Source organism: Desulfobulbus sp., assembly GCF_030824455.1.
Taxonomy (GTDB): Bacteria; Desulfobacterota; Desulfobulbia; order Desulfobulbales; family Desulfobulbaceae; genus Desulfobulbus.
The window spans coordinates 23691-47897 of sequence record NZ_JAVBXR010000063.1 but is presented as its reverse complement, the minus strand read 5'-3'; the positions used below and the strand labels follow the sequence as shown (position 1 = coordinate 47897).

The window sequence follows — 24207 nt, the reverse complement described above, 5'->3', positions numbered from 1 at the left end:
TTGGCGGGGATGGATGGTGCAAATCGATGTGAGGCTCGCTGATCCTGCCGGGGCCTAAGCCGGCGCCAATCACCCAGGGATCAACCGGTCTGCGAGCCGTCGATATTGAAAAGATGGTTCAGCATAAGCCGTGCCATCTTCGGCCAAGCTGTTAACATGCTGAAATATTAGAAAATGATTTGAATAGCGAAAGGCGGCGCCGCAACCCAATGGAGCAAATGCTTCAACGGTTCTGCGGTCAGCCAGGGGAACCATCGGCAACAATGCCGATAAATAGTGAAACTACAGTTGGTTGGATCGAGTGAAGGATATGCTGCACTCAGCAGGGCGAAACAGAGGAAACCAGATACAATCAGAGAGGGGAGAGGCGACGGAAGGGGCGAACCCGGCCGAACCTCACACGACGATGCGGTGTTTTTCGATCCGGTAAATCAGGGTAGGGCGTGAAATGCCCAATAGTTTGGACGCCTTGGTCCGGTTGCCGCCGCTCAGCTCCAGGGCCTGAACGATCAGGTCGCGGGTGAGCTGATCCAGGTTCAACCCCCCCGGGGGGATGCGCAGTTGCATCGGTTCGGATGGTCGCGCCGTCTGGCGGCCGGGACCGAGAAAGGCGAGATGTTCGGCTTCGAGGCAGTCGTTGTCTTCCATCAACACCACCCGTTCAACCGCGTTTTTCAGCTCGCGGATGTTGCCCCGCCAGGGATGAGAAAGCAGCATGTCTCGGGCCTCATCTGAGATGCGGCGGAAGCGTTTGCCGAATTTATGATTGAATTTGTCGAGGAACAGCAGGGTCAGGGGCAGGATGTCGGCCGAGCGCTGGGAGAGCGGCGGCACAATCACCCGGGCGACGTTGAGCCGGTAAAAGAGGTCCTCGCGAAAACCGCCGGCCCGGACCTGGGCCTCCAGGCTGCGGTTGGTGGCGGCGATGATCCGCACATCCACCTTTTTTTTGCGCGCCCCGCCCACGGGGTAGAACTCCCGTTCCTCCAGGAAACGAAGCAGCTTGACCTGGGCGGCCGGATGCAGTTCGCTGATTTCGTCGAGCAGCAGGGCGCCGCCGTCGGCCATCTCGATCTTGCCCTTCTTGCCCTCCTGCAGGCCGCCGGTAAAAGCCCCCCGGTCGTAGCCGAACAGCTCGCTTTCCAGCAATTCCTTGCTGATCGCCCCGCAGTTGATGCCGACAAAGGGTTTGTCGAAGCGGCTGGAGCAATGATGGATCATCCGGGCCACCACCTCCTTGCCCACCCCGCTTTCGCCCTCGATCAACACCGTGGTGTCGTCGCCCTTGGCCACCTTGGCGGCAAACTCGAACACCTGTTTGACCGCCGGGCTCTCGCCGACAATCTGCTCCCGGTCAAATCGCCGCCGGTAGCCCTGGCGCAAAGCCTCGACCTCTTTTTTGAGCTGCAGGGTTTCCAGGGCCTTAGCCACGATCAGCTCGAACATCTCCATTTCCAGCGGCTTGACCAGGTAATCGTGGGCGCCCAGCTTCATCGAGGCGATCACCGTCTGCACGTCCTCATAGGCGGTCATCATGATCACCAGCAAATCTTTGTGCGCCGCCTTGATCCGCCGCAGGGTCTCGACCCCGTCGATGCCGGGCAGACGGACGTCGAGCAGGGCCAGATCCACAGTCTGTTTGTCGAGCAACCGTAGGGCCTCTTCGCCGCTGCCGGCGATCACCGGGTCGTAGCGCTCGCGCAGGATGTTGTTCAGCGCCTTTTGCAGCAGGCGGTCGTCGTCAACAATCAGAATGGTGTAACGGTGCATCGCGGTCTCTCGATCCGGCAGGCCGGAAATTTCAGCAGAAAGGTTGTGCCCTGGTTCGGCTGGCTGGTCACCTCTGCCGCAACCTGGTGCTGCTCCAGGATTTTATGGACAATCGACAACCCCAGCCCAGTGCCTTCGGGTTTAGTGGTGAAAAACGGATTGAATATTTTGCCTAAATTTTCCGGAGAGATGCCGACCCCGTGATCGGTACAGCGCAGCGTCACCTCGCCGCAGGGGCCGGCACCTGCAAACCGGGCGTCCAGATCGATGCGACCGCCGTCGGGCATGGCGTCCATGGCGTTGATCAGCAGATTGATCAACACCTGCTGGATCTGGTGAGGGTCGCAGACAATGTCCGGCAGGTCGTCCTCGAAATGGAGCGCCGCTTCCACCTTGTTTTTCCGCAGCTGCGACTCCATCAAGGCAATCGATTCGTGGATGATCCGGGGCAGGGAATCGTGCTTGAGGCTGGGCGGCGAGGGTTTGGCGAAATCGAGCATCCCCTTGACCAGGGTGCGGATGCGGTTGACCCCTTCCTGGGTGTCTCCCAGCAGGCTGTGGGTCGGGTCGGACGCCGGCAGTTTTTTGGCCAGCAATTGGACGTTGAAATAGATGCTGGCCAGCGGATTGCGGATTTCATGGGCAATGCCGGCGGAAAGTTGGCCCAGCGAGGTCAGCCGGTCGATCCGGCGGATCAGCTCGTCGGTCTTCTTTTCCTCGGTCAGGTCGCGGACAATGATCATTGCCCCGATCAGGGCGGACTGGTGGTTGCGCAGCAGCGAGGAGGTCACGCCCAGCGCGGTTGCGCCGTGGTTGGGGTTGATTTCCTTGCGGTTGACCACGGCGTGATCGTCCAGGGCCAGGTCGATGATGTGGGCAATCTCCTGGTCAAAGACCATTGCCGCTTTTTTCCCCAGCACCTCCTTGCGTTTGAAGCCGAACATCTCTTCGGCGCGCCGGTTGATGGACGATATTTCCTTGCGCAGGTTGAGGGAAATGATGCTGTTGGGCGAGCTTTCCAGGATGTTTTCCCGCAGATTGCGTTCGGTCATCACCTGGCCGTAGAGCCGGACATTCTTAATCAGGCTGGCGCTGTGGCCGGCAAAGATCATCAACAGCTTGAGGTCGTCCTCGGAAAAGGCGCCTGACTGGTCGCTGGCAACATGCAGCACCCCCAACACCCGTTTTTCGCTGATCAGCGGCGCCGCGAGTTGGGCAACCGCGCCGTCGAAGCGCGGCTCTTGCCGGTCCGGGGCGGCGTCGTTGATCAGCGCCGGCGCGCCGGTTTGAGCGGCGTGGGCGGCTAAACCGGCCACAGCGTCGCCCAGCTTAAGCCGAAGCCGTTTTTTGTCCTTGATGGCCGGGCCGCTGCTGGAGACCATCGACAAGGCCTTGCCCTCGTCGTCGAGCAGGAACAGTCGGGCGCTTGACGCCTTGGTCAGTTGCAGAGCGCTGGCGCTGATCACCTGAAACAGCTTGCCGAGGTGAAAGGTGGAGCTGGTTTTTTTGCTGATCTCCTGCAGGGTGAGCAGCTGCTTAATTTTTTGCTGATTCTGCGCCTGCAGTCGGGCGTTTTCAATGATGATGCTGGCCTGGTTGGCAAAGGTGGAAAAGGCGTTGATGTCTTTTTGGGTCAGTTTCAGACGAACGTCGTCCTTGTCGGCGGTGATCAGGCCAATAACGTCTTTTTTGATTTTCAGCGGCACGGCAATGGTGGAAACGCGGCCCATGATCCGGCTGACGGTCAGGTCGATGGCGGTCATGCGGGGGTCGCTGAGATAGTCTTTAACAAAGACGGTTTTGCCCTGGTGCGCGACCCTGGTTTCAACGCAGTCCTGATCGCCCAGGCGGTAGGGGAAGCGCCGCGCCCGTTGCGAGTCCTGGGCGTTGAAGCCGTGGATGTAGCAACATTCCAGCAGCCGCCGGTCCTTGTCGGCGAGAAAGATGGCCATGCGGGTGAACCCAAAGACCAGGCAGGTTTCCTTGACGATCGAGGTCAGGATTTTATCGAGCGAAATGGTCCGGGTCAGCAGGCTGCTGATCTTGTGAATCGAGGACAGCAGCTTGTCCGGGGTTGCGCCTTGGGCTGCTGCGGCGGTCTGTTTGGCCTGATCGGTTGGCATCGATGCACCTGGGATTGGAGGGAAGTCGCTGCGCAGGGCGTCCTGGTTAGCGCCTGTGCCTGCTTGCCTTTCCATGTACGGCAAAACGCGTTTGCGCACAACCAGTGATTTTCTAGGTGAGGGCTCAACGGCTGCGACGGTAAAAAGAAGGGGGGCGCTTGAAATCCGTTCCACAAAACTTTACAGTGCAGTCTACTGGATTCAAACGGCCCCTCGGCCGCGACAAACGTCCACCCAAGGAGACGACCATGTTCCATGTTGCGCGTTACCTCAGTTTTGCGCTGTGTTGTGTTGTTGCGGCGCTGTTTGTCGCTGGATCGGCCGGCGCCGTCGATGATCGGGAAGGCGTCCTGATTGGTCGGGTGTCGCACGTTGAAGGCAAACTGCTGCGCTACGTCGAAGAAGAAAACGATTGGGTGCTTACGGTCAAGGACGCGCCCTTTGGCCTAGATGACGCCCTCTATTCGGGCGAAGACGCCAAGGCCGAGTTCATTATGCCCAGCGGCGCCTGGATGCGCGTCGGCGCCAACACCCAGATCCAGTTGATCGACATGAACATGGACGCCACCACCCTGGACGTGGCCTCGGGCATGGCCCGCTTCTACAACAAAAGCCGCAACGGGGTGATCAAGACCACCACCCCTTTTGGCTATGTGGTTGCCCCGGCAGGTTCAGCGTTTGATCTGTATGTGGGCGATGAATCAATGGAAGTGATCTCGGTGCGCGGCACGGTTGATTTTGTCCACGACGCCACTGGTTCCAGGTTCCCGGTACGCGAAGGCGGCGAATCGATTATCGCCGACAAGCAAGGCACGGCCCAGGGCAACGGCGCCGTGGATGGGGACTGGGACGACTGGAACGGGTATCGCGACTCCGTGTGGGCCGAACGGGAGCAGTCCCGCAGCCGGATGGCGGATTTGCTGCCCGAACCGATCCGCGAGGAATCCTATGTTTTTGAAGACAACGGTCGTTGGGAGCGGGTGCAGTATGAGGGCGCGTATCGCGACATGTGGCGGCCCGTCCGCGTTGATCCCGGCTGGCGTCCCTTTACCGTCGGCCGCTGGACCCAGTACTACGGCGACAACTGCTGGATTCCCGACGAGCCCTTTGGCTACGTCACCCACCACTACGGTTCCTGGGTGTATGTCGAGGCTTTTCACACCTGGTACTGGATGCCGCCGGTGGTCCGCAGGCACCCCAACACGCCCAGCATTTTCATCAGTTTTGGCTGGTATCCGGGCAGGGTAGGGTGGATCCACGGCCGCGAATCGGTGGGCTGGGTGCCGTTGGGGCCTAACGAAATTTATTACGGTCACCGGCCTTGGGGCCATCGCACCAGGGTGATCAATCACAACACCGTGAACATCATCAATATCAATAAGTATCGCTATCTGAACGAGGCGGTTGTCGTCAACCGGGATAGGTTGTACCAGGGCAGTCGGTACACCCCCCATCTGCGTCGCGATTTTGATCGGGCTGAACTTGCCAAGTCATTCAAACCCATGCCGATGGCCAAGGCCTTTGACAACGACAAACGGCGATTTGCCTACAGCGACGCCCAGGTGGGCCGCAAGCCGCACGCCATGGTGGCGGAGCGGATCAACAGCAATCAGAAAATGAGCAAAGACGCCGGCCGCATCAATCGAGCCAGAATTGAAAAGGATTTGACCCGGGTTAAGGCCAGCGCAGAGCCGCCGCCGCAAAAGGAGATGCGCGCGCCGACGCTGAGCAGCCGGCTTGTGGAGGCGGGCAAGACGAAGGCCCCCATCGACAGGGCCGCTGCGCTGCCCAAGGAGATCAAGCCCCGCGAGCGGGAACGGCGGATCACACCTGACAACCGCGCTGGTTCTGATCGACCGGACCGCCGCTTGGGCGATTCGGTCGAGCCAAAGCGGGATACGACCGGGCCCGATGAGAGCCGGCGGACGCGCGCGCCCAAGGACGAAGGGAACGCGTTGCGCAATCCTGCAAACATTGCCCCACAGACCGGCGGCGCGCCGCAAGGGAGACGTGAGCCGGCCGCGCTTGACCAAGGGCGGGACGCGGCGGGCCAGGGCGATCAGGCACAAGAGCGGAGAATCCGATCTCCAAGAGATCGCGAAAGCCAAGGGCCAACGCCGGACCGCAGTCCAGCCAATCTGGATCGGCGGCGGCCAACCGATGAGCAGCGACAACCGGTGGAGCAGGGCGCGCAGCAACCAGGCCAAAACGATGCGTTGAAGGCGCGGCAAGAGCAAGCGGCTGGGCGACGCGGACCAGAGGATATGCAACGACGCCAACAGGAAGAGCAAGGGCGGCGTCAGGAGCAGCAGCGGGAGATTGAGACGAAACAGCAGCAAGGAGAGGCTGTGCAGCGGCCGAAAAGGGAGGAAGCGCAGCAACTCCAACAACAGGAAACACAGCGCCGTCAACAGGCAGAGGAGCAGGGGAGACAGCAGGAACTGCAACGCCGCCAACAGGAAGATCAAGGGCGACGCCAAGAGCAAGAGCAGCAACGACGCCAGGGGCTTGAGGCAAAACAGCGACAGGAGGACGCCGCGCAGCGCCAGCAACAGGAAGTTCAACGTCGCCAACAGGCGGAAACGCAGCAACGCCAACAGCAGGAAGTTCAGCGCCGTCAGCAGGCGGAAGAGCAGGGAAGACAACAGGAGTTGCAACGCCGTCAGCAGGAAGAACAAGGGCGTCGCCAGGAACAGGAGCAGCAACGACGGCAGGGGCTTGAGGCAAAACAGCGTCAAGAGGAGTCGGCGCAGCGCCAGCGCCAAGAAGCGTCCCAACAGCGCCAGCAACAGGAAGCGCAGCGTCGGCAGCAGGAAGAAGCGCAGCAACGCCAACAACAGGAAGTCCAGCGCCGCCAGCAGGCGGAGGAGCAAGGGAGACAACAGCAGCTGCAACGCCGTCAGCAGGAAGAGGCTCAGCAGCGCCAGCCGCAGCAACAACAGCAACAAGAGCAAAGAAAAAGGAGAAAGTTGACGCCGGAAGAAGAACTCCTCCTCAAACAATCTGCTCCCAATCAGTAAAGGAACCCCGAAATGGACGCTTCGCCGTTGATTGGCGGCGCGGCGTCCATACTCCCCATTTCAAGAGCTTCACCCCCTTATGACCACTGGTTCAACCTCCTTGCCGCCCTCGTTTTCCCTGCGCGAATGCTGTCTTTGCCCCCGACAATGCGGGGCAGACCGAACAGCCGGACCCAACGGCTTCTGCCGGGTGGACGACGGCCTCGCCATTGCCGCCATCACCCTGCATCGGGGCGAGGAGCCGGTGCTCAGCGGCGGCCGGGGCATCTGCAATGTGTTCTTCAGCCATTGCAATCTGGGCTGCCTTTATTGCCAGAATCATCAAATCTCCCGCAACACCAGCCCGCTTCCCACAGCAAACTGGTCGCTGACGGCGGCGGCCGACGCCATCGCCAAAATCCTGGCGACCGGCGTTAATCGGCTGGGCTTTGTCTCGCCCTCGCACATGGTTGTGCAGATGCTCGCCCTGATTGATGCGGTGCGACAACGAGGCTTTCGGCCGGTGGTTGTCTACAATTCCAACGGCTATGACCGGGTGGAGACCTTGCGGGAACTTGAGGACCGGGTGGACGTTTATCTGCCGGATTACAAATACAGCGATCCGGTCCTGGCCGGCAAATGGTCGGCCGCCGCTGATTATCCCGAGGTGGCGGCGGCGGCCCTGGGCGAGATGTATCGTCAGAAGGGCAACCTACTCCACCTCGACGACGAGGGGCTGGCCGAACGGGGGATGATCGTTCGCCATCTGGTTCTGCCGGGGGCAATGGACAACAGTCTGGGGGCGCTTCGCTTTCTTGCCGGCGAACTCTCCAACCGCCTCAGTCTGTCCCTGATGTCCCAGTATCATCCGATTGGATCCGTCGCCGACCTGCCCCCCCTGAATCGGCAGCTCCTGCCTGAGGAGTACGCCCAGGCGGCGGCTGAAATGGAGCGTCTGGGCTTCGTCAACGGCTGGATGCAGGAGTGCGCCAGCGCCGCGCATTATAACCCTGATTTTCGTCAGGCGTCTCCCTTTGGGGAGGACCCCTGGCCTGGGGATTGATCCCACTGCGGGATCAATTTTCCCGGGTTCGCCCCACCGTCTTACCGCGACCGGAAACCGGGCCTGTTGTCCAGGGCCGACGCCTGGTTATGGAGCCTGAACAACCGCAGCAGGGCTCGAAGTTCCTGCTCGTCAACAAGCTGTTTTTCCAGAAGAATAACGCCAAATTTCTTTTGCAGGCGCTGTTGCTGCATGAGCAGCCTCTGCAGCTGCTCTTCGCTCAGCAGCCCCAAGGCAAGGGCCACTTCGCCGAAAGGGGTGTGGGTTGTTTTGTTGCGAAGAATCAGGGCGATGTCGTCCGGGTTGAGCATCCCGAACCGGTTGCCCAGTTCGCCGCAGCGGGGGCGGCTTTGTTTTTGCCAGATCAGGATGCGAGTGATGGTGCGCCAGGTGGTCAGCCCGGAATAGTAGAGAAAGTGGCCAAAGAGCAGGGGGCGATTCGGAAGTGGGCCCTGATGGAAGCGGTCGATGGAGGTTGCCGCTGGGCCGCTTGCAAGGGGCGGGAGAACGATGGGATTTATCTTGATCGAAAAGGGTGAATCCTGGCTGGATTCGGATGGGGTTGTCCTAGTTGAGGAGGCTTCAGGTCGAAGGGGGGGCGCCTGCCGGGCCTGATCCAAATCAGCGCCTGAGCCGTCTCGGCGCCGGAGAAAGTCCAGCAGCCTGGCGTAGGCCTCCCGCACCTCAAAAAATTTTGCCGCATCACAGGCTGAGGACGCCGTCCGGTCGCCGTCGGGGTGGGTTTCCAGCGCGCGTCTGCGGTAGGCGCTTTTCAAACCGCTGAGTTGGAGATAGTCGAGAAAGCCTCGCGACACCATCACCTCGGCGCCAAAAAGAACCGTGCAGGCGCGCAAGAGTTGCTGCTCCTTCATATTCATACCACAAGGCCCTGGGCGTTCGCCGGTTCGTCAGACCAAGAGCGTCCGGCCAGGCAGAGGCGGCGCGCAGGCGGGGTGCAGACGGTTCAAGCGATGCAGGCGGTTCAGGAGCATATCCGCAACACTTCCCCGGCAATGCGCGTAAGCGGCATCACCTCGTGGACGCCGCCGTGTTTGATGGCCTCCGAAGGCATCCCGAACACCACGCAGGTGGCCTCGTCCTGGGCAATGGTGATCGCCCCAGCGTCGAACATCTCCTTCATGCTGCGGGCGCCGTCGTCGCCCATGCCGGTCATGATCACGCCCACCACGTTTTTGCCTCCGTAGCGCGCCGCCGAGCGGAACAGCACGTCAACAGAAGGGCGGTGTCGCGACACCAGCGGCCCGTCTTTGATTTCAACATAATAGCGGGCGCCGCTGCGTTTGAGCAGGGCGTGATGATTGCCAGGGGCGATCAGGGCGCGACCGCGCATAACGGTGTCGTTGTCCTGGGCCTCTTTGACCGTGATTCTGCACAGCGAGTCGAGCCGCCGGGCAAAGGCGCTGGTAAAGTTTTCCGGCATGTGCTGCACAATTACAATCCCTGGCGCGTTTTCGGGCATCATTTCCAAGAAGATTCGCAGGGCTTCGGTGCCGCCGGTGGAGGCGCCCACCACCACCACTTTTTCGGTGGTCTGAATCATGGCTTTGGACGAGGGCTTGTCGATGATGACGTCGGCCGAGTATTTCGGTGAAATCTCCTTCAGGGTGCTGCGGGACGGTCGCGCTTGGCCGGGTTGACTCGCGGCCGCGCCCTTGATTGCTTCGCAGATCATGATCCGCGATTCCTCGATGAACTGTTTGGTGCCCATGCGCGGTTTGGCGATGATGTCCGCCGCCCCGTACTCCATTGCTTTGAGCGCCGATTCGGAACCGCTTCCGGCAAGGCTTGAGCACATCACCACCGGGATGGGGTGCTGGCTCATCAGTTTCTGGAGGAAGGTCAGGCCGTCCATGCGCGGCATTTCGATGTCCAGGGTAATGACGTCGGGCACCACCGTTTTCAAACGCTCCGCCGCCAGAAAGGGATCGGCTGCCGTGCCAACCACCTCGATCTCGGGGTCGGAATTGAGAATTTCGCACAGGGTCTGCCGCACCAGGGCGGAATCGTCGACCACCAGAACCTTGATTTTACTCATGCCTTCAACCCTTGAGTACAGGCGCAAACGATTCCGCTGAGTTTGAGTTTGCGCAGATAGACGTCTCCGTTTTTGATCGAAAAAAAGAGTTTTCGTCCTACTCTCCCACCCGTGTCTGTTTTGGCAATCTGCAGGCCGAGTTGATCCAGTGTTTTTTTTGCCTGGAGAATGTTTTGTTCGCCAACCGACCTTTTGGTTGTGCTGGAATAATCGCCGGACAGCACCTGTGCCCCGCCAAAGAGTTTGACCTCCATATCAAACTGACTGTCGTACTCCACCATTTTGTAATGCAGATAGCGAATGGCGGTGTCAACATAGAGGAGATTGTCGGCTTGTTTGAGGTCGTTGTTGGGCAGCATGGCGTGACAGATGGATCCAATTCCTTTTTCGTTTGAATACATGGTTACAGCCACACACGACCCCAAGACTGTGCTCACCAGTATGGGATTGGCGGAGACGATTACCTCTCCCGGTTTGAGGAAGGCGTTGCAGGTGTGGCTGGCAATGATGTTTTTCATGTCTTTTGATACACGGTGGAACCCACAGTGGTAAAATCCACATCAATACCGTTCAGCGTCTCGGAGTGTCCTAAAAACAAATAGCCTCCCGGCCGCAATTGCTGATGAAATTTGCGCATCAGATTCTGCTGGGTCGGCTTATCAAAATAGATGACCACATTGCGACAGAAAATAACATCCATTTTCTCGGTAATGCCAAGGTCGGCATCCATGAAATTGATCCTGCGAAAAACGACCCGAGAGCGTAATGCTGGACAAACACGGACCAGGGCGCGATTTCTGTCCTTACTGCGCAGGAAATAATTCTTCATGAAATGGGGATCAATGCCAGCGGTCCGTTCTTCAGGGTAAATGGCGGTTTTGGCCGTGTCGAGGATTCTGGAACTGATGTCCGAGGCCAGAATGGAAAAACGAAACCCTGGATGCGCTGCGGCAAAATCCGTTAACACCATTGCCAGGGTATAGGGTTCCTCGCCGCTTGAGCAACCAGCGCTCCAGATGCGCACAGGTTCGGAAAAACGTTCTCCTCGTCGCCGTATGATTGCCGGCAACGCCTTCTGGGCCAAATGTTCAAAATGGCCAGGTTCTCGGAAAAAATCGGTCTTGTTGGTGGTGACGACGTCAATAAGATGGGTCCGCTCTGCGAGCTGGCCTTCAGGGCTGAAAACATAGCTGCCGTAGGCCTCAAACGAATCGATCGCCAAGGTTTTGAGGCGTTTTTGCAATCGCGCTTCAAGCATGGTTTTTTTGGAGGGCGGCAAGGTGATGCCAACCTGTTCATAAATAAAGGAACTGAACTGTTTGAACTCCTTATCCTTCATTTTTGCAGGTAAATAGATGCTCATGCCGCTGCTCGCGCTTTTTTCGGTTTGTTGCATCAACTGACGCCCAACGCAAAACACCTGATCATGCAGCCGTGTTGCCTTGGATGTCGGTCAGTTCTTCCGAGGAAAAGACCTTATCGATGTCAAGAATCATAACAAAATCGTTTTCCACCTTGCCCATGCCCTTAATAAATTCCGTGTTCAATTTGGTGCCGAGTTGGGGCGGCGGTTCAATGTGATCCGGTTCCATTTCCACCACCTCCTGCACCGAATCGGCCAGCACGCCGAGCACCAGGATTTCACCTGTCAGGTTGACCTCCACCACTATAATGCAGGTGTTGACGGTCTGTTCCGTGCATTGCATGCCGAAATTGAGCCGCAGGTCAATCACCGGCACCACGCTCCCCCGCAGATTAATCACGCCCCGCATGAACTCCGGGGTCTGCGGAACCTTGGTGATCGAGGTCAGTTCCAGAATTTCCCGGACCTTGGCCACATCAAAAGCAAAAATTTCCTCTGCCAGCTTAAAGGTCAGATATTGGACGGTTTCAGTTATTCCTGCCACACTCATGGCGCGCTCTCCTTTGGCTACTATGGGGCGCCGGGCTGGAGAGCACAGGGACGCAAAAACCGGTCCCGTGGGCTCCAGCCCGACAACATGACGGTATATTATCAATCAGAACTTTTCAAACTCATCATCAAGGTGGTCTGCACCGCCTTTGAAGCCCATATCAAGATGGATGCCGCCTTCGCTCTTGGCGGTTTTGGTCGGTTTGAGTTTCGTAGTTCCGGATTTGGCGGACATGGTGGTCATGCCGGCCTTGGGGGCGATGTGGCCAATCATGTGCTGCTTGCCGCCCTGGGGAGGCGGGGTCGCCCGGCGTTGCCGACCGGTGTCCAGGGTGAAGAAAGCGATGGTGGCCTTGAGCTGCTCCGCCTGGCTGGAGAGTTCCTCGGAGGTCGAGGCCATTTCCTCGGTGGCCCCGGCATTCTGTTGAATGACCTGGTCAAGCTGCTGGATGGCCTTGTTGATCTGATCGGCGCCGGTGTCCTGTTCCTTGCTTGAGGCATTGATTTCCTGGACCAGTTCGGCGGTCTTCTGGATGTCCGGCAGCATTTTGCTGAGCATGTCGCCGGCCTGCTCGGCAATGGAGACGCTGGTGGTGGAAAGGTGGCTGATCTCGCCAGCGGCCGACTGGCTCCGTTCCGCCAGTTTCCGCACCTCGGAGGCCACCACGGCAAAGCCCTTTCCGTGTTCGCCGGCGCGCGCGGCCTCAATGGCGGCGTTCAGGGCGAGAAGATTGGTTTGGCGGGCGATTTCCTCGATAATCGAGATTTTAGTGGCAATCTGTTTCATTGCCGACACGGTTTCGGTGACTGCCTTGCCGCCCTCTTTGGCGTCGGATGCGCTTTTGACCGCGATCTTTTCGGTCTGCATGGCGTTGTCGGTGTTCTGGCGAATGTTGGAGGCCATCTGCTCCATGCTCGAGGAAACCTCTTCGGCGCTGGCGGCCTGCTCGGTGGCGCCCTGGGACATCTGCTGCGCAGTGGCGGACAGCTCCTGGGAACCGGAGGCCACGTTGTCGGCGGCAACCTGCACCTCGGTGACAATCTCTTTCAGCTTGTCGACCATGGCGGCCAGCGATTCAAGCAATTCGTCCTTATCGCTCCGCTTTCTAATGTCGACCATTAAATTGCCCTGGGCCACCTGTTTGGCATTGGTGGTGATCTCGTTAAATGCTCCGACCATTTTTTTCATCGCCGCCATGACGCTGGTGCTGTCGCCAGAGTCCAGCGTGATTTCACGGCTCAGGTCGCCCACGGCCACCAAATTGGCAATCTCGCCGACGTCCTTGGGGTCGCCGCCCAACTGGCGCATGACAATGCGGGCGATGATCAGGCCCAGGCCGATGGCCACAATAACGCCGAGAACCGACAATATGGACATCATAAAATTGGCCTTTTTGGCGGCGGCGCTATTTTCTTCGGAGGTCAGGTTGGCAATCTGAATCTTTGCTTCCATCAACTTCTCAATAGCATTCTGCTCATCCCGGGCAGCCTTGCCCGCTTCGCCTTGCATCAATGCTGCTATTTCTTCGAGTTTCCCTTCCTTGCCTAAAGCCATTAACTTGTCCAGTTGGAGAGCGTAGGCGGTTCGGGTTTTTTTGAATTCATCAAAGAGCTTGCGTCCGTCTTCAGTCAGAATGGTTTTTTCATAAAGATCGCTTTTTTTGTCGATGGTTTCACGAAGTTCCTTGATCCGCCCGGCAAAGTGTTCCCGTTTCTCGGGAGTGGTCGCGTCGATGAAATCGCGGGAATTGACCCGAACCCGTTGAAAGGCGATGGCGATGTCGGCCATTTCGCCGAGAGGGACGGTCATTTTTTCGTACATCCTGGTATCGGCGGCATCAAGAAGCCGGATGTTGTAGATGCCATAGCCGCCGATAATACCGGCAATAATCGCCACGGTGATAAATCCGAGCAGCAGTTTTCCCTTCAGGGTCATATTACTGAACCAAGCCATCTTAATTCCTCCAGAATGTTGGTGACTTAAAAATAATTGAACGAACAAGTCGGGTTCCGTTCGTTGTCTGATGTGCTCGACGTTGTGAATCAAATCCGGTCATAATTAAGGCCCCCCGTATTTTTTGTCTTGAATCCAGCATTGCTCATCCCCTTTTGTATTGAGCTGCATTTATTGTAGATACTATCTCTGTTGCTTTTCTTGATAGGTTCGGCAAAATTGGGGAGCAGCGGCGCCACCCTCTGCCGTTCTGTTGCATTATAGCTGATCGAGTTCTGCTGTTTCCGCCATCCTGGCCAGGTCTCCCGGAGAAATAATCAAAGCCACCGAGCCGTCGCCGAGAATGGTGGCGCCTGAAATTCCTTTCACGTCCTGATAGAGCACCCCGAGCGGTTTGATCACGGTCTGGTGTTCGCCAACCACGAAATCAACCACGAAACCAATGCGTTCCCCCCGTACCGAGACAATGACGATCTGTTCGATGTCCGGCCGTGCGCCGCTTATCGCGAATTGATCGCGCAGGCAGATGTAGGGGGTGAGGCGGCCACGCACATTGGCCAGGTTGCGGCCGTGGGCGGCCCGGATGTCGTCTCGCGACAGCTCCACGCATTCTTCCACCGCCCCCAGGGGCAGGACAAAATGGCTGGGGCCGATTTTGACCAGCAGACTCTCGATGATGGCCAGGGTCAGCGGGATTTTCAGGGTGATGGTGGTCCCTTTGCCGAGTTCGCTGTCAACCGCAATGGTTCCCCGCAGCCCTTCGATGCCGCGCTTGACCACGTCCATGCCGACCCCGCGCCCTGAGACGCTGGTAATTTTGGCGGCCATGGAAAACCCAGGGGCAAAGATGTAGCTGTAGATTTCCTGGTCGCTCAGCTCGGCGTTGGCCGGGATCATCTCCAGCTCAATGGCCTTGTTGCGGATGGCGTCGCGATTGATGCCACCGCCGTCGTCGTGGATGGTGATCAGCACCGAATCGCCGGCGTGTTCAGCGCCAAGGCGGATGGTTCCCATGGCCGGTTTGCCGGCTGCGACCCGTTTTTCCGGGGTTTCGACGCCGTGGTCGATGCTGTTGCGGATGATGTGGACCAGGGGATCGTTGAGTTTTTCGATCACGGTTTTGTCGAGTTCGGTGTCGGCGCCAAAGGTTTCCATCTCGATTTCTTTGCCCAGTTCGCGGGAGAGATCGCGCACCAACCGTTTGAATTTGCTGAAGGTGCTGCCGATGGGCAGCATCCGGATGTTGAGCGCGGTGTCGCGCAACTCGTTGGTCAGCCGTTCCACCTCTTCGGCTATCGAGATAAAGGTCGCGTCGCCCAGGGTGTTGGACACCTGGGTCAGGCGGGCCTGCACCGTGACCATCTCACCAACCAGATTGACCAACTGGTCCAACCGTTCGGCAGGCACCCGGATGCTGGCGCTGGCGTCGGCGGCGGGCTGTTCCTGCCTGATTTTACGAATTTGCTGCTGTTCATCCAGAGCGGAAAGCACCTTGTCCGAGGTCACCGCGCCCTGATCCACCAGAAGCTCGCCCAGCGGTTTCTGCTGGTTCAGGGTTTGCGTGAGCGCCTCCGGGGAAAGATCGCCGCGCTCCACCAGGATTTGGCCAAGTTTTTTATACTCTGGCTCGCCTGCAGCCTGGTCGTCAATCAGTTGGATGCTGATCTGGCAGTCGTCCTCAACAAAGATGAACACGTCCTTGATTGCCGCCTCGCCGCGGGAGGTGGTCAGAACAATGTCCCAATAGAGGTAACAGTGTTCGCCGACCAGGGCGTCGAGCGGCGGCACGCCGTCAAATTGGGCGGTGACCAGGCAATCGCCCAGGCTGCGCAACTCGTTGATCAGCGACACCGGATTACTGCCGCACAGCAGCAGTTCGCGATTGGGTTGGAACCGGATGCGCCAGGTCTGCAGATCGGCCTGATCGATCTGATCGGCGGGCGTGTTTGCGGCAGCCGACGGAACATCCTCCGGTTGCGATTCGTTGGCCTTGGATGGGGCAACAAGGCCCCGCAGGCCGGCAATCAGCGCGTCGCCGGCGGCGTTGTCGATCTCTGCGCCTTCAACCGAGGCGGCCAGCAAGGTGGTGATGTGGTCGCGGGATTTGAGGGTCAGGTCGAGCAGTTCTTTGGTCACCGCCATTTTGCCGTTGCGAACCAGGTCGAACACGGTTTCCACCTCGTGGGTGAAGGCGGCGATGTCGTCGAACCCGAACATCGCGCCCGATCCCTTGATGGTGTGCATGGCCCGGAAAACGCGATTGATCAAATCGTCGTCGTCCGGGGTTTCTTCAAGGTCGAGCAAGGAGGTTTCCAGCTCGGCAAGCAGTTCGCCGGCTTCTTCACGATAGGTGGCAATGTGTTCTTTGAACATGGTCCGGATCCTTATATGGTCCGCTGCGTTTGTGCAGGGCGGGTGAGAGCAAAAGCCATTTTTTGTCCTGTTCCTTTATCCGAGCACCTTTTTGACCACCGCGATCAACTGTTCCGGCTTAAAGGGTTTGACGATCCAGCCGGTGGCCCCGGCGGATTTGCCTTCTGCCTTTTTCGAGTCCTGGGATTCCGTGGTGAGCATCACGATGGGGATGAACTTGTTCAATGCGCTGGCCCGCACCCCTTTAATCAGGCCAATGCCGTCCAGTTTGGGCATGTTGAGGTCGGTCAGCAGCATGTCCACCTTTTTGGCGGCAAGTTTGGTCAGGGCGTCTTGCCCGTCCACCGCTTCAATAACATCGTAGCCGTTTTGTTTGAGCGTAAAGGCAACCATTTGCCGGACACTGGCGGAATCGTCCGCCGTCATGACTATTTTTCCCATTGTTATTCTCCTTGCGACCGGCGAAAACAGGCGCTGCTGTTCACCAGGCATTGTTTGTGACGTTCCGAGCCGGTGGCTGCGACCAAATCGCGTAAGGCCTGGGGCTGGGGGCCGCTGTAGGCAAAACGTTTGCCTTCGGCGGCCGCTGTTTTGCAGGCGGCGCAGAACACCTGCAGGGCCGTGACGTCGATTTCGATTTCAGGCTCAAAGGCGACGACCACGGCGTCGGCCTCGTTGAACCCGGTTCGAATTTGCTGCGCAAAATCGGTTATGGTTTCGATGGTCAGCCTGTTGCCGACGTTGATCGTCCGCGCGGCCTGGTTGCTTGTTTGGTTCATGGTGTTGCGCTCCCTTGGGAGTTGTTGGGGACCACCGGGTCCGTTGCGCTGCTGTTGCCTGCAGCGCCGGAACCGGGAGAGTTTTTGGCGGCAAGGAAATGGCCGAATTCAACGTCGGAGAGTTGGATGTGGCTGGCTAACCAGTTGTGGAGAAAAGACAGAACCTCCAGAGAGAGATTGCGCCTGCCGGCGTTGTAATCCCCCTGCATTTCCAACGCCCGTTTGGAGAACAGGTCGTGCTCTTTCTGGTGCAGTTCCAGTTCAGGATATCCTTCGTCTCGCATCCAGCGTTCTTCCACCGAAAAATGGTAGGTGGCGTAGTCGATCAACTCGTCAAACAACGCGTTCAGCGTCTGAGGGGCGGCCTTGCCGACAAAGTCGTCGTACAGCCGGTTGAAGAGAGCAAACAAATGCTGGTGATGCGCGTCGATCTCCTTCAGATGGATGGAAAAACGGTTGTCCCAGTTGATTATCGGCATGGTTTCCTTTGCAATGTCAAGTTGATGAATCGTTAAAAAAGGTCAACGTTGTCGCCAAATTCGCTTTCGGCGCCGGCTGCGGCAGGCTTCGAGCTTGCGGCAAAGGTCACGCCATGTTTTTTGGCAATGTCTTCATGGATGCGCCGTTCGCTTTCCATGGTGTACTTTTCCGCCATGCGGCGCAAATCTTCCTTGAACGCCGCAGTGGCCGGACAGATGGCGCGGGCCTCGGTGAAAATTTTTTCCAGATTGGCCAAAACCTTTTCCGCCATGGCTTTGGTACGTTTGTGCACGTCGATGCTGCTGGTGACGCTTTCGATCTCGCCGGTCAGCGCGTTCACCTGGGAATGCACCTGCTGGAGCAGGGAAAACAATTCCGCGCCCGAAGATTCCAAAATGGCCAAAATCTGAGCCACCTCGTCCTGCATGTTGGACAATTGATCGCCCAGCGTCGTCTGGGCGCTGTCTGATTCGGTGGACAACACCTCGGTGACGCCCCGGATATCCGTCATAGTGCGGGTAATCAGTTCGGTGCGCTGCACCGCGTCCTCCGAGAGCTGGCCCACTTCCTCGGACAGGGCGCTCATCGCCGCGCCTTCCGGTCCAGTGCCGGCGGCTTTTATTCGGGCGTTGAGGGCAATCTGAATAATTTCATGGCCGATATTTTCGACGTCGGCCACGAATCCGGTGATCTCGTTCATCGTCGCGACCACTTCTTGCATGATGTCGGCCATGACGGCGTTGGTGTTGGAGCAGGAGGTCAGCAGGCCGGCGATCAACGCCATCCGCTTGGCCACCTCGCCTAGAAACGAGGCCCCGGACGAATCCATGCCGCCGGTTTGGCCATAAATATCCTTGGCCATCTGCTTTTGCCCCGCGCCGATGCTGCGCAGGTTGTCGACGATGGAGGCGACGGCGGCGTACAGCCCCGTGGAAGCAAATTGCAGTTGCGCCTGCTGCAGCTCGCACACGTCGCCTATCTTGACAATCATTGCAACGCCACGGGCTTCGGTCGCCAAGGCATCGTCGCTCTCTTGGCCGGGCTGGTCGAGGTCCAGGCCCTCGATCGATTCGATCACGTGTTCCACCTGCTGGCGAAAGATGTCGTGGAACTGCATCGCCTGGACCACGTCACTGATGTTCTCGGAATTTTTGTTGGCGATCAGAGAAATTTGATTGCCAACGTCCAGAAAGCGATTGTTGGCATGCTCAAGATTGGACAGACTGGCTTCTGTCTCGTCAATGACGCCCCTGGTTTTGGCGTTGCCCCCGTCAATCTCCTGGTTGATGATGGAAATGTTGTTGGTGATGATGACGTTGAGCAGGCTGATGTGATTGTTGATGTTTGCGGTCTTTTCTTTGATTTGCTGGGAAAGCTTCTTGATGTCGATGGCAAGGTTGACAAACTCGCCTTCCATTTCCCCCAGGTAGGTGCTTTCAATTTTGATAAGCACTTCAAAGATATAGAGCTGTTTCCCCATCCTTCTGAAACCATCAATCGGCGTTTCCGCCTGATGGAGCAAATGGCCGACTGAGGATATTTCGTCGCAATTTTTCAGATTTCTCGCCTGTGCCTGCTCCAGATAGGTCTGCATTTCCAGGAGAATTTGCCGCAGGCGCTCCATCAGGGCGCCGATCTGTTCGCCGGCGGCCGTGGCAACCAGTTGATGCGCGGTCTGGGACAGGGTGATCGCCTGGAGATAGACCGCCTGCATCTGCCGGCCCATGTGCAGAAACTCGTGTTCCGTGGCGCCTGCCAGTTGACGCAGGGACGCTAGGGAAGAAGCGATCACGGGACGCCACGCGCGCAAGGCGGTCGAAGCCATGGGTGATTCAACTGTTTTTGACATGCTTTTCCTCTGGGGAGGTTTGTTGACGCCAGGCTTTTTGCGTGCTGGCGGTGAAAGCCCACGGCAAAGCTTTCGCCGTTCAAAGCTTTGCATCATCCTTGCCACACCTGGCCGTGTTGCAAAATACTGATTTTATACTTTTGTTTCAGTGTATTGTCTGGGGGTGCACACTGGCCTTGACCAGGTGATCGGGCAATACGATTCGGGATATGTCTCGAATAGTGGACAGGAAGCCGCCTGCGCTCCCATGGGCAGCCCTTGGGTTTACGCGGGTGGTACATGTTCAGGAACTGCTCAAAGGATGGCGCCAGAGCTGTTGTTTGTCAAATTTTTCTTTATATCAAGATATTGGCGCCATTTTCTATTTTTTCCCCCAGATAGATTGGACAAGGGAACCGGGCTTTGCGCCTGTGTCTACAAAAGTAGAATCAGACAGGGGTAGTGTAAACAAAAGTGAACATGTATGGTTTTAAAGGCGCTGCTCGGGCTGCTTGGAGCAGGGTTCTGTTGATCGGGCAACGACGCCCTGCCTCCGGTAGGCCCATTTGACCCGTTGCAAAGCGTGGCGTATAATGCTGGTGAACGTACATCACGGTCGGGGCGGCTAGGACCGCCAGGACTGGCTTTCAGCCTCACAAGCATCCCTCTGGAGGATCTATGCACACCCCTTCGTATGAGGAATTGGAACGCAAGGTTGCGCAGCTGGAGCAACTGCTTGGGCTGGGCGCAGGCACAGCACCTGCCGGCGATCCGCTTCAGGCGCAGCGGATGCCGCAACCGGTGCAAGAGCTGCTGCTGGTGGCGGACGCAGCCGGGATGCTGCTCTTTGCCAATCAACCCGCCCTGGATTTTTTTGCCGACGGCGCGTCCGGCGTCGTGGGTCGCTCGGTTGTCGACATCTTTCCCCTTGCTCAAGCCGAAACCGTGTTGACCGAGCTCCGGCGGGTTGTCGTCGACGGCGAATCGCTGCACCAACAGCTGGTGCTCAATTCCGGTTCCGGCAGCCGCTGGTTCGAGATGTCGCTGACCCCGATTCCGTTCGGCGCTCCGCCGCAAACAGCGACCTTGATCCTGTTGCTGGACGTCACCGCGCAGTTGGCGCAGCAAGATTCGCTGCGCCAGTCAGAGGCGCAGTACCACGCCCTGTTTGCATCCATGCAGGAAGGGGTGATCTACTTCAGGGCGGCCCATGAAATTTTGCGGGCGAATTCAGCGGCCGAGCGAATTTTGGGGTGTTCTGCTACGGCGGAGATTCAGCAGCGGCTGCTCCGGGGCGAACTGTGGACGCCGGTCGACAGCGAAGGCTGTCAGACGGTCCGGGAAACCGACCCGATCACGCGCTGTTTTGTCGCCGGACTCCCCGAAACCGGGGCAATGTTCTTGGTGCGCAATTCCTCGTCGGGCCGCGACGTCTGGATCATTGCCAATGTGACCCCCCATTTTCAGGATGGCGAGACCGCGCCCTATCAGGTGATCCTGACCTTCAACGACGTCACCGACCGGATTCGTCAGCGGCAAAGCCGTCAGGCGCAACTCTTTTTGCTGGAGAACACCCACCGCTGGACCTTGACGCAACTGTTGCGGCGCACCCTGGACAAGGTGGGCGAACTCACCGGCAGCCCCATCGGCTTCTATCATTTTGTCGACGAGGCCCAGGGGATGCTGTCCCTGCAGGGGTGGTCTTCGGCCACGCTTGACCGCTACTGCCGGATCGACGGCAAAAGCGGCGCCGTCTATCCCATTGAAAAGGGCGGCGTCTGGCTGGACTGCCTGCGCCAACGGACAACGGTGATCCACAACGATTACGCCGCACTGGCCAATAAGCGCGGCATGCCCGAGGGGCACGTCGAGATCGTGCGCGAACTGGTCACGCCGATAGTTCGCGGCGGCGCCGTGGTCGCCGTTCTCGGGGTCGGCAACAAGGCACGCGACTACACCGAGGAGGACGCGGCGTTGGTGCGGCAGTTTGCCGATCTGGCCTGGGATCTGGTCGAACAGAAACGGATCGGCGAGGAGCAGCGGGAATCGCGGCGCACCCTCAACGCCCTGATCAGCAACCTGCCGGGCATGGCCTTCAGCGTTGAAGACAACGAGGAGCGCACCCTCCGGTTTGCCAGCGACGGGTGTCTGGAATTGACCGGATGTTCAGCCAAGGAGTTGGCTGCTGCTTCGCTTGCAGCCCGGATCCATCCGGATGATCGCGCCCGGGTGCTGGCCACGGTGCGCCAAGCCTTGGCGGACAACCGCGCTTATGAGGTGGAGTATCGGCTGCGGGCGGTCGACGGGCGGGAACGGATCGTTCTTGAGCGGGGCACGGGCGTGGCGGGCCGCAATTCCAACCTGATCCGGATCGAAGGCTTTGCCACCGACATCACCGAACAGCGGACCACCGCCGAGCGGATTGCCGAATCGCACCGGCAACTCTTGACCATTCTCGACAGCATCGAGGCCCAGATCTTTGTTGCCGACATGGAGACGCATCAGGTGTTGTTCGTCAACCGCAAGATGCAGGAGCTGTTTGGCGAAGGCGCGTTGCACGAGCCCTGTTACCGTGCCTTTCAGAATCAGGATCAGCCGTGCGATTTTTGCACCAACGATCAGTTGCTTGACGAAAACGGCGAGCCCGGCCCGGTGCGTCAGTGGGAGCGGCTCAACCCGGTCACCGGCCGCTGGTACGTCAACTATGACCGGGCGGTGCGTTGGCTGGGCGGCAAGATGGTGCGGATGCAGGTGGCCTTTGACAACACCGACCGCAAGGAATCGGAGCTCAAATTGCGCCAGATGCAGAAGATGGAGGCCATCGGCTTGCTTGCCGGCGGCGTGGCCCACGATTTCAACAACATCCTCTCCGTGATCCTCGGTTATGCGACCATGGCCCTGGACGAACTCGGCGAGAGCGGTTCACGGGTCAAGCGCGACGTGCTCCAGATCCAGAAGGCCGGGCTGCGGGCGCGGGACTTGGTCAAGCAGATTCTCTCCTTTTGTCATCAGTCGGAAGAGCATTTTCAACCCCTGAAGCTGCATTTGATCGTCAAGGAAGTGGTCAAAATGCTGCATTCCTCCTTTCCTTCCACCATCCACATCACCGCCCAGATTTCTGTGATCGACAACGTGGTGCTGGCCGACCCCTCGCAGATCCATCAGGTGTTGATGAATCTCTGCACCAACGCCCTCCACGCCATGAAAGAGGGCGGCGAGCTGCAGATCGCCTTGCAGCAGGTGCATCTGAACAGCGAACCGCGGCGGCGGGAATTGCAGGATCTGCCCGGCGGCCCCTATCTGCGGCTCAGCGTCACGGACACGGGTGCGGGCATTCCCCAGGACATCGTCGACAAAATCTTTGATCCTTTTTTCACCACCAAGGGCGAAGGCGAGGGCACCGGCCTGGGGCTGGCCGTGGTGCAGGGGATTGTCGCCGCCCATCGGGGCGCGATCACTGTGGACAGCCGGCCCGGCGAAGGAACGGCTTTTGCGGTCTATCTGCCCGAGTTTCAACACCAGGCGGTTGAGGAAAACCCTGACGAGCAACAGGAACTGCCCAGAGGCGAGGAGACGGTGTTGATTGTCGACGACGAATCGGCCGTGGCCATGGTGTTGGGGAGGATGCTGAGCAAGCTGGGCTACAGCGTCGAGGTCTTCACCGACAGCTCCAAGGCCTTTGAGGCCTACACCCGCGATCCGTCGCTGTTTGATCTGGTGATCACCGACATGACCATGCCCCGGTTCACCGGCATGGCCATTGCCCGGGCCATGCTGGCCCTGCGGCCGGACCAGCCGATCATCATCTGCACCGGCTACACCGAGAGCATCGACGAGGCCGGGGCCAAGGCCGAAGGCGTGCGCGACTTCCTGGCCAAGCCGGTTTCCCTGGCCATCCTCGCCAGGGCGGTGCGCCGGGCCCTGGACGGGGACGGGGCGGCTACTGCAGGCTGAGCAGGTAGGTGCGCAGGTTGCGGCCGTTTCTGCTCAAACCCAACTTGCGCCGCAGTTTTTTGCGGTGGAAGCTGACCGTGGCCAGCGCCACCCCGAGTACGTCGGCGATTTCCTGACTGCTCTTGCCCTGGCGCACCAGGGTCGCCACCTCGATTTCCTGGGGCGTCAGCAGTAGGTTGACGGTGGAGAGGCGGTTGAGAAAGGGCGAAACAACGTCGCCGAGATGATTGAGTGCAATGTCGATCAGGGTCCGTTGTCGCGGCTCAAGCGCACTGTCCCGCGCTTTTTCCAGATAGGGTAGGGCCAGTTCCCGGATGTTGGCCACCACCCGTTCTTCCAGTTGTTCGCGGTCGCGCTGCCGATGTTCCAGCAGCACCTTGAGGGCAATGTTGGTCTCCTCCAGTTTTTCCGTTTTTCGCTGTAATTCCTCCTCCTGCACCCGCAATTTTTCCTGAGCCAGCATGATCGGCGTGATGTTCTCGTGGGCGACAATCACCCGCCGGGTTTGCCGGTCGCGGTAGGGGACCACCCGCAGGCTGTACCACCGCTGCTCGCTGGGCGAGTGGCACGGATACTGGGTGAGGAATTCCTCAAGCTCGCCGGCGAGCACCTGGCGGATGGCCCGGTGGATCAACCGGCTGTCGCCCGCGTCGCAGGCGCCGGTCTCGCAGGTCGACAGGTAGTTGATCCCGACGCAGTCCACTGGTTCGCGCATGCCGTTTTCCCGGGCAAACTGCTGCCAGGCCCGGTTGGTCTCGACGATGACGCCGGAATCGTCCAGCACCGCCACATGGGCGGACAACGAATCGACAATCACCCGGTACATTTCCTCTCCCGCCATGGCGTTCCTCCTGGGGCGTTTCGTTTGTTCCGCGCAGTCGCCCGTTCCATCGGGCATAATCCCGCTCTACGGATT

General features: G+C 58.8%; 17 protein-coding genes. 3 read left to right on the top strand and 14 right to left on the bottom strand.

The features are described from left to right. Positions 1-396: 396 nt before the first annotated feature. The gene (locus RCH93_RS08640; RefSeq protein ID WP_306547954.1) at positions 397-1770 is read right to left on the bottom strand and encodes a sigma-54 dependent transcriptional regulator; all 1374 of its coding nucleotides are present in this window, start codon (positions 1768-1770) and stop codon (positions 397-399) included. Further along, the gene (locus RCH93_RS08635) at positions 1749-3893 is read right to left on the bottom strand and encodes a GAF domain-containing protein (protein ID WP_306547953.1); all 2145 of its coding nucleotides are present in this window, start codon (positions 3891-3893) and stop codon (positions 1749-1751) included. Before RCH93_RS08635 ends, RCH93_RS08640 begins: the two co-directional genes overlap by 22 nt. A gap of 248 nt (positions 3894-4141) precedes the next feature. On the opposite strand from RCH93_RS08635, the gene RCH93_RS08630 reads away from it, so the two are divergent. After that, positions 4142-6913, top strand: a complete 2772-nt coding sequence (locus RCH93_RS08630; protein WP_306547951.1) for a DUF6600 domain-containing protein — start codon at positions 4142-4144, stop codon at positions 6911-6913. 79 nt (positions 6914-6992) lie between these two features. Further along, positions 6993-7955, top strand: coding sequence for a 4Fe-4S cluster-binding domain-containing protein (locus RCH93_RS08625; protein ID WP_306547950.1), 963 nt, complete (start codon positions 6993-6995; stop codon positions 7953-7955). A gap of 41 nt (positions 7956-7996) precedes the next feature. On the opposite strand, the gene RCH93_RS08620 is transcribed toward RCH93_RS08625, so the two are convergent. The 11 genes from RCH93_RS08620 to RCH93_RS08570 form a co-directional block, all read right to left on the bottom strand. After that, positions 7997-8833, bottom strand: coding sequence for a J domain-containing protein (locus tag RCH93_RS08620; RefSeq protein WP_306547949.1), 837 nt, complete (start codon positions 8831-8833; stop codon positions 7997-7999). A 104-nt stretch (positions 8834-8937) separates the two neighbouring features. After that, positions 8938-10011 carry a chemotaxis response regulator protein-glutamate methylesterase gene (locus tag RCH93_RS08615; protein WP_306547948.1) on the bottom strand — a complete coding sequence of 358 codons (1074 nt, stop codon included), beginning with the start codon at positions 10009-10011 and terminating at the stop codon, positions 8938-8940. Continuing rightward, positions 10008-10529 (bottom strand): chemotaxis protein CheD, encoded by a 522-nt coding sequence (locus RCH93_RS08610; RefSeq protein ID WP_306547947.1) that lies wholly within the window; start codon positions 10527-10529, stop codon positions 10008-10010. The genes RCH93_RS08615 and RCH93_RS08610 overlap by 4 nt, the downstream gene beginning before the upstream one ends. Beyond that, positions 10526-11374, bottom strand: a complete 849-nt coding sequence (locus RCH93_RS08605; RefSeq protein WP_306547946.1) for a protein-glutamate O-methyltransferase CheR — start codon at positions 11372-11374, stop codon at positions 10526-10528. The genes RCH93_RS08610 and RCH93_RS08605 overlap by 4 nt, the downstream gene beginning before the upstream one ends. 61 nt (positions 11375-11435) lie before the next feature. Beyond that, positions 11436-11924, bottom strand: a complete 489-nt coding sequence (locus RCH93_RS08600; RefSeq protein ID WP_306547945.1) for a chemotaxis protein CheW — start codon at positions 11922-11924, stop codon at positions 11436-11438. A 105-nt stretch (positions 11925-12029) separates the two neighbouring features. Next, positions 12030-13877, bottom strand: a complete 1848-nt coding sequence (locus RCH93_RS08595; protein ID WP_306547944.1) for a methyl-accepting chemotaxis protein — start codon at positions 13875-13877, stop codon at positions 12030-12032. 258 nt (positions 13878-14135) lie between these two features. Then, entirely contained in the window at positions 14136-16250 is a 2115-nt protein-coding gene (locus tag RCH93_RS08590; protein ID WP_306547943.1) for a chemotaxis protein CheA, read from the bottom strand. Between the two features lie 75 nt (positions 16251-16325). Then, on the bottom strand, positions 16326-16691 hold the full coding sequence (locus tag RCH93_RS08585) for a response regulator (protein WP_306547942.1): 366 nt from the start codon (positions 16689-16691) through the stop codon (positions 16326-16328). Between the two features lie 2 nt (positions 16692-16693). Beyond that, positions 16694-17029 carry an STAS domain-containing protein gene (locus tag RCH93_RS08580; RefSeq protein WP_306547941.1) on the bottom strand — a complete coding sequence of 112 codons (336 nt, stop codon included), beginning with the start codon at positions 17027-17029 and terminating at the stop codon, positions 16694-16696. After that, positions 17026-17508 (bottom strand): bacteriohemerythrin, encoded by a 483-nt coding sequence (locus RCH93_RS08575; RefSeq protein ID WP_306547940.1) that lies wholly within the window; start codon positions 17506-17508, stop codon positions 17026-17028. Before RCH93_RS08575 ends, RCH93_RS08580 begins: the two co-directional genes overlap by 4 nt. Positions 17509-17540: 32 nt before the next feature. Next, entirely contained in the window at positions 17541-19358 is a 1818-nt protein-coding gene (locus tag RCH93_RS08570) for a hypothetical protein (RefSeq protein ID WP_306547939.1), read from the bottom strand. 657 nt (positions 19359-20015) lie between these two features. On the opposite strand from RCH93_RS08570, the gene RCH93_RS08565 reads away from it, so the two are divergent. Then, positions 20016-23291, top strand: coding sequence for a PAS domain S-box protein (locus RCH93_RS08565; protein ID WP_306547938.1), 3276 nt, complete (start codon positions 20016-20018; stop codon positions 23289-23291). On the opposite strand, the gene RCH93_RS08560 is transcribed toward RCH93_RS08565, so the two are convergent. Continuing rightward, on the bottom strand, positions 23278-24132 hold the full coding sequence (locus tag RCH93_RS08560) for a PAS and helix-turn-helix domain-containing protein (RefSeq protein ID WP_306547937.1): 855 nt from the start codon (positions 24130-24132) through the stop codon (positions 23278-23280). The genes RCH93_RS08565 and RCH93_RS08560 overlap by 14 nt on opposite strands. Positions 24133-24207 lie beyond the last annotated feature (75 nt).

Excerpts from the sequence above, each read along its gene's own strand:
- RCH93_RS08605 (WP_306547946.1), bottom strand. The coding sequence starts at position 11,374 with ATGAGCATCTATTTACCTGCAAAAATGAAGGATAAGGAGTTCAAACAG.
- RCH93_RS08565 (WP_306547938.1), top strand. The coding sequence starts at position 20,016 with ATGCACACCCCTTCGTATGAGGAATTGGAACGCAAGGTTGCGCAGCTG.
- RCH93_RS08575 (WP_306547940.1), bottom strand. The coding sequence starts at position 17,508 with ATGCCGATAATCAACTGGGACAACCGTTTTTCCATCCATCTGAAGGAG.
- RCH93_RS08610 (WP_306547947.1), bottom strand. The coding sequence starts at position 10,529 with ATGAAAAACATCATTGCCAGCCACACCTGCAACGCCTTCCTCAAACCG.
- RCH93_RS08630 (WP_306547951.1), top strand. The coding sequence starts at position 4,142 with ATGTTCCATGTTGCGCGTTACCTCAGTTTTGCGCTGTGTTGTGTTGTT.
- RCH93_RS08590 (WP_306547943.1), bottom strand. The coding sequence starts at position 16,250 with ATGTTCAAAGAACACATTGCCACCTATCGTGAAGAAGCCGGCGAACTG.
- RCH93_RS08580 (WP_306547941.1), bottom strand. The coding sequence starts at position 17,029 with ATGAACCAAACAAGCAACCAGGCCGCGCGGACGATCAACGTCGGCAAC.
- RCH93_RS08560 (WP_306547937.1), bottom strand. The coding sequence starts at position 24,132 with ATGGCGGGAGAGGAAATGTACCGGGTGATTGTCGATTCGTTGTCCGCC.
- RCH93_RS08585 (WP_306547942.1), bottom strand. The coding sequence starts at position 16,691 with ATGGGAAAAATAGTCATGACGGCGGACGATTCCGCCAGTGTCCGGCAA.
- RCH93_RS08635 (WP_306547953.1), bottom strand. The coding sequence starts at position 3,893 with ATGCCAACCGATCAGGCCAAACAGACCGCCGCAGCAGCCCAAGGCGCA.
- RCH93_RS08570 (WP_306547939.1), bottom strand. The coding sequence starts at position 19,358 with ATGTCAAAAACAGTTGAATCACCCATGGCTTCGACCGCCTTGCGCGCG.
- RCH93_RS08600 (WP_306547945.1), bottom strand. The coding sequence starts at position 11,924 with ATGAGTGTGGCAGGAATAACTGAAACCGTCCAATATCTGACCTTTAAG.
- RCH93_RS08595 (WP_306547944.1), bottom strand. The coding sequence starts at position 13,877 with ATGGCTTGGTTCAGTAATATGACCCTGAAGGGAAAACTGCTGCTCGGA.
- RCH93_RS08620 (WP_306547949.1), bottom strand. The coding sequence starts at position 8,833 with ATGAATATGAAGGAGCAGCAACTCTTGCGCGCCTGCACGGTTCTTTTT.
- RCH93_RS08625 (WP_306547950.1), top strand. The coding sequence starts at position 6,993 with ATGACCACTGGTTCAACCTCCTTGCCGCCCTCGTTTTCCCTGCGCGAA.
- RCH93_RS08615 (WP_306547948.1), bottom strand. The coding sequence starts at position 10,011 with ATGAGTAAAATCAAGGTTCTGGTGGTCGACGATTCCGCCCTGGTGCGG.
- RCH93_RS08640 (WP_306547954.1), bottom strand. The coding sequence starts at position 1,770 with ATGCACCGTTACACCATTCTGATTGTTGACGACGACCGCCTGCTGCAA.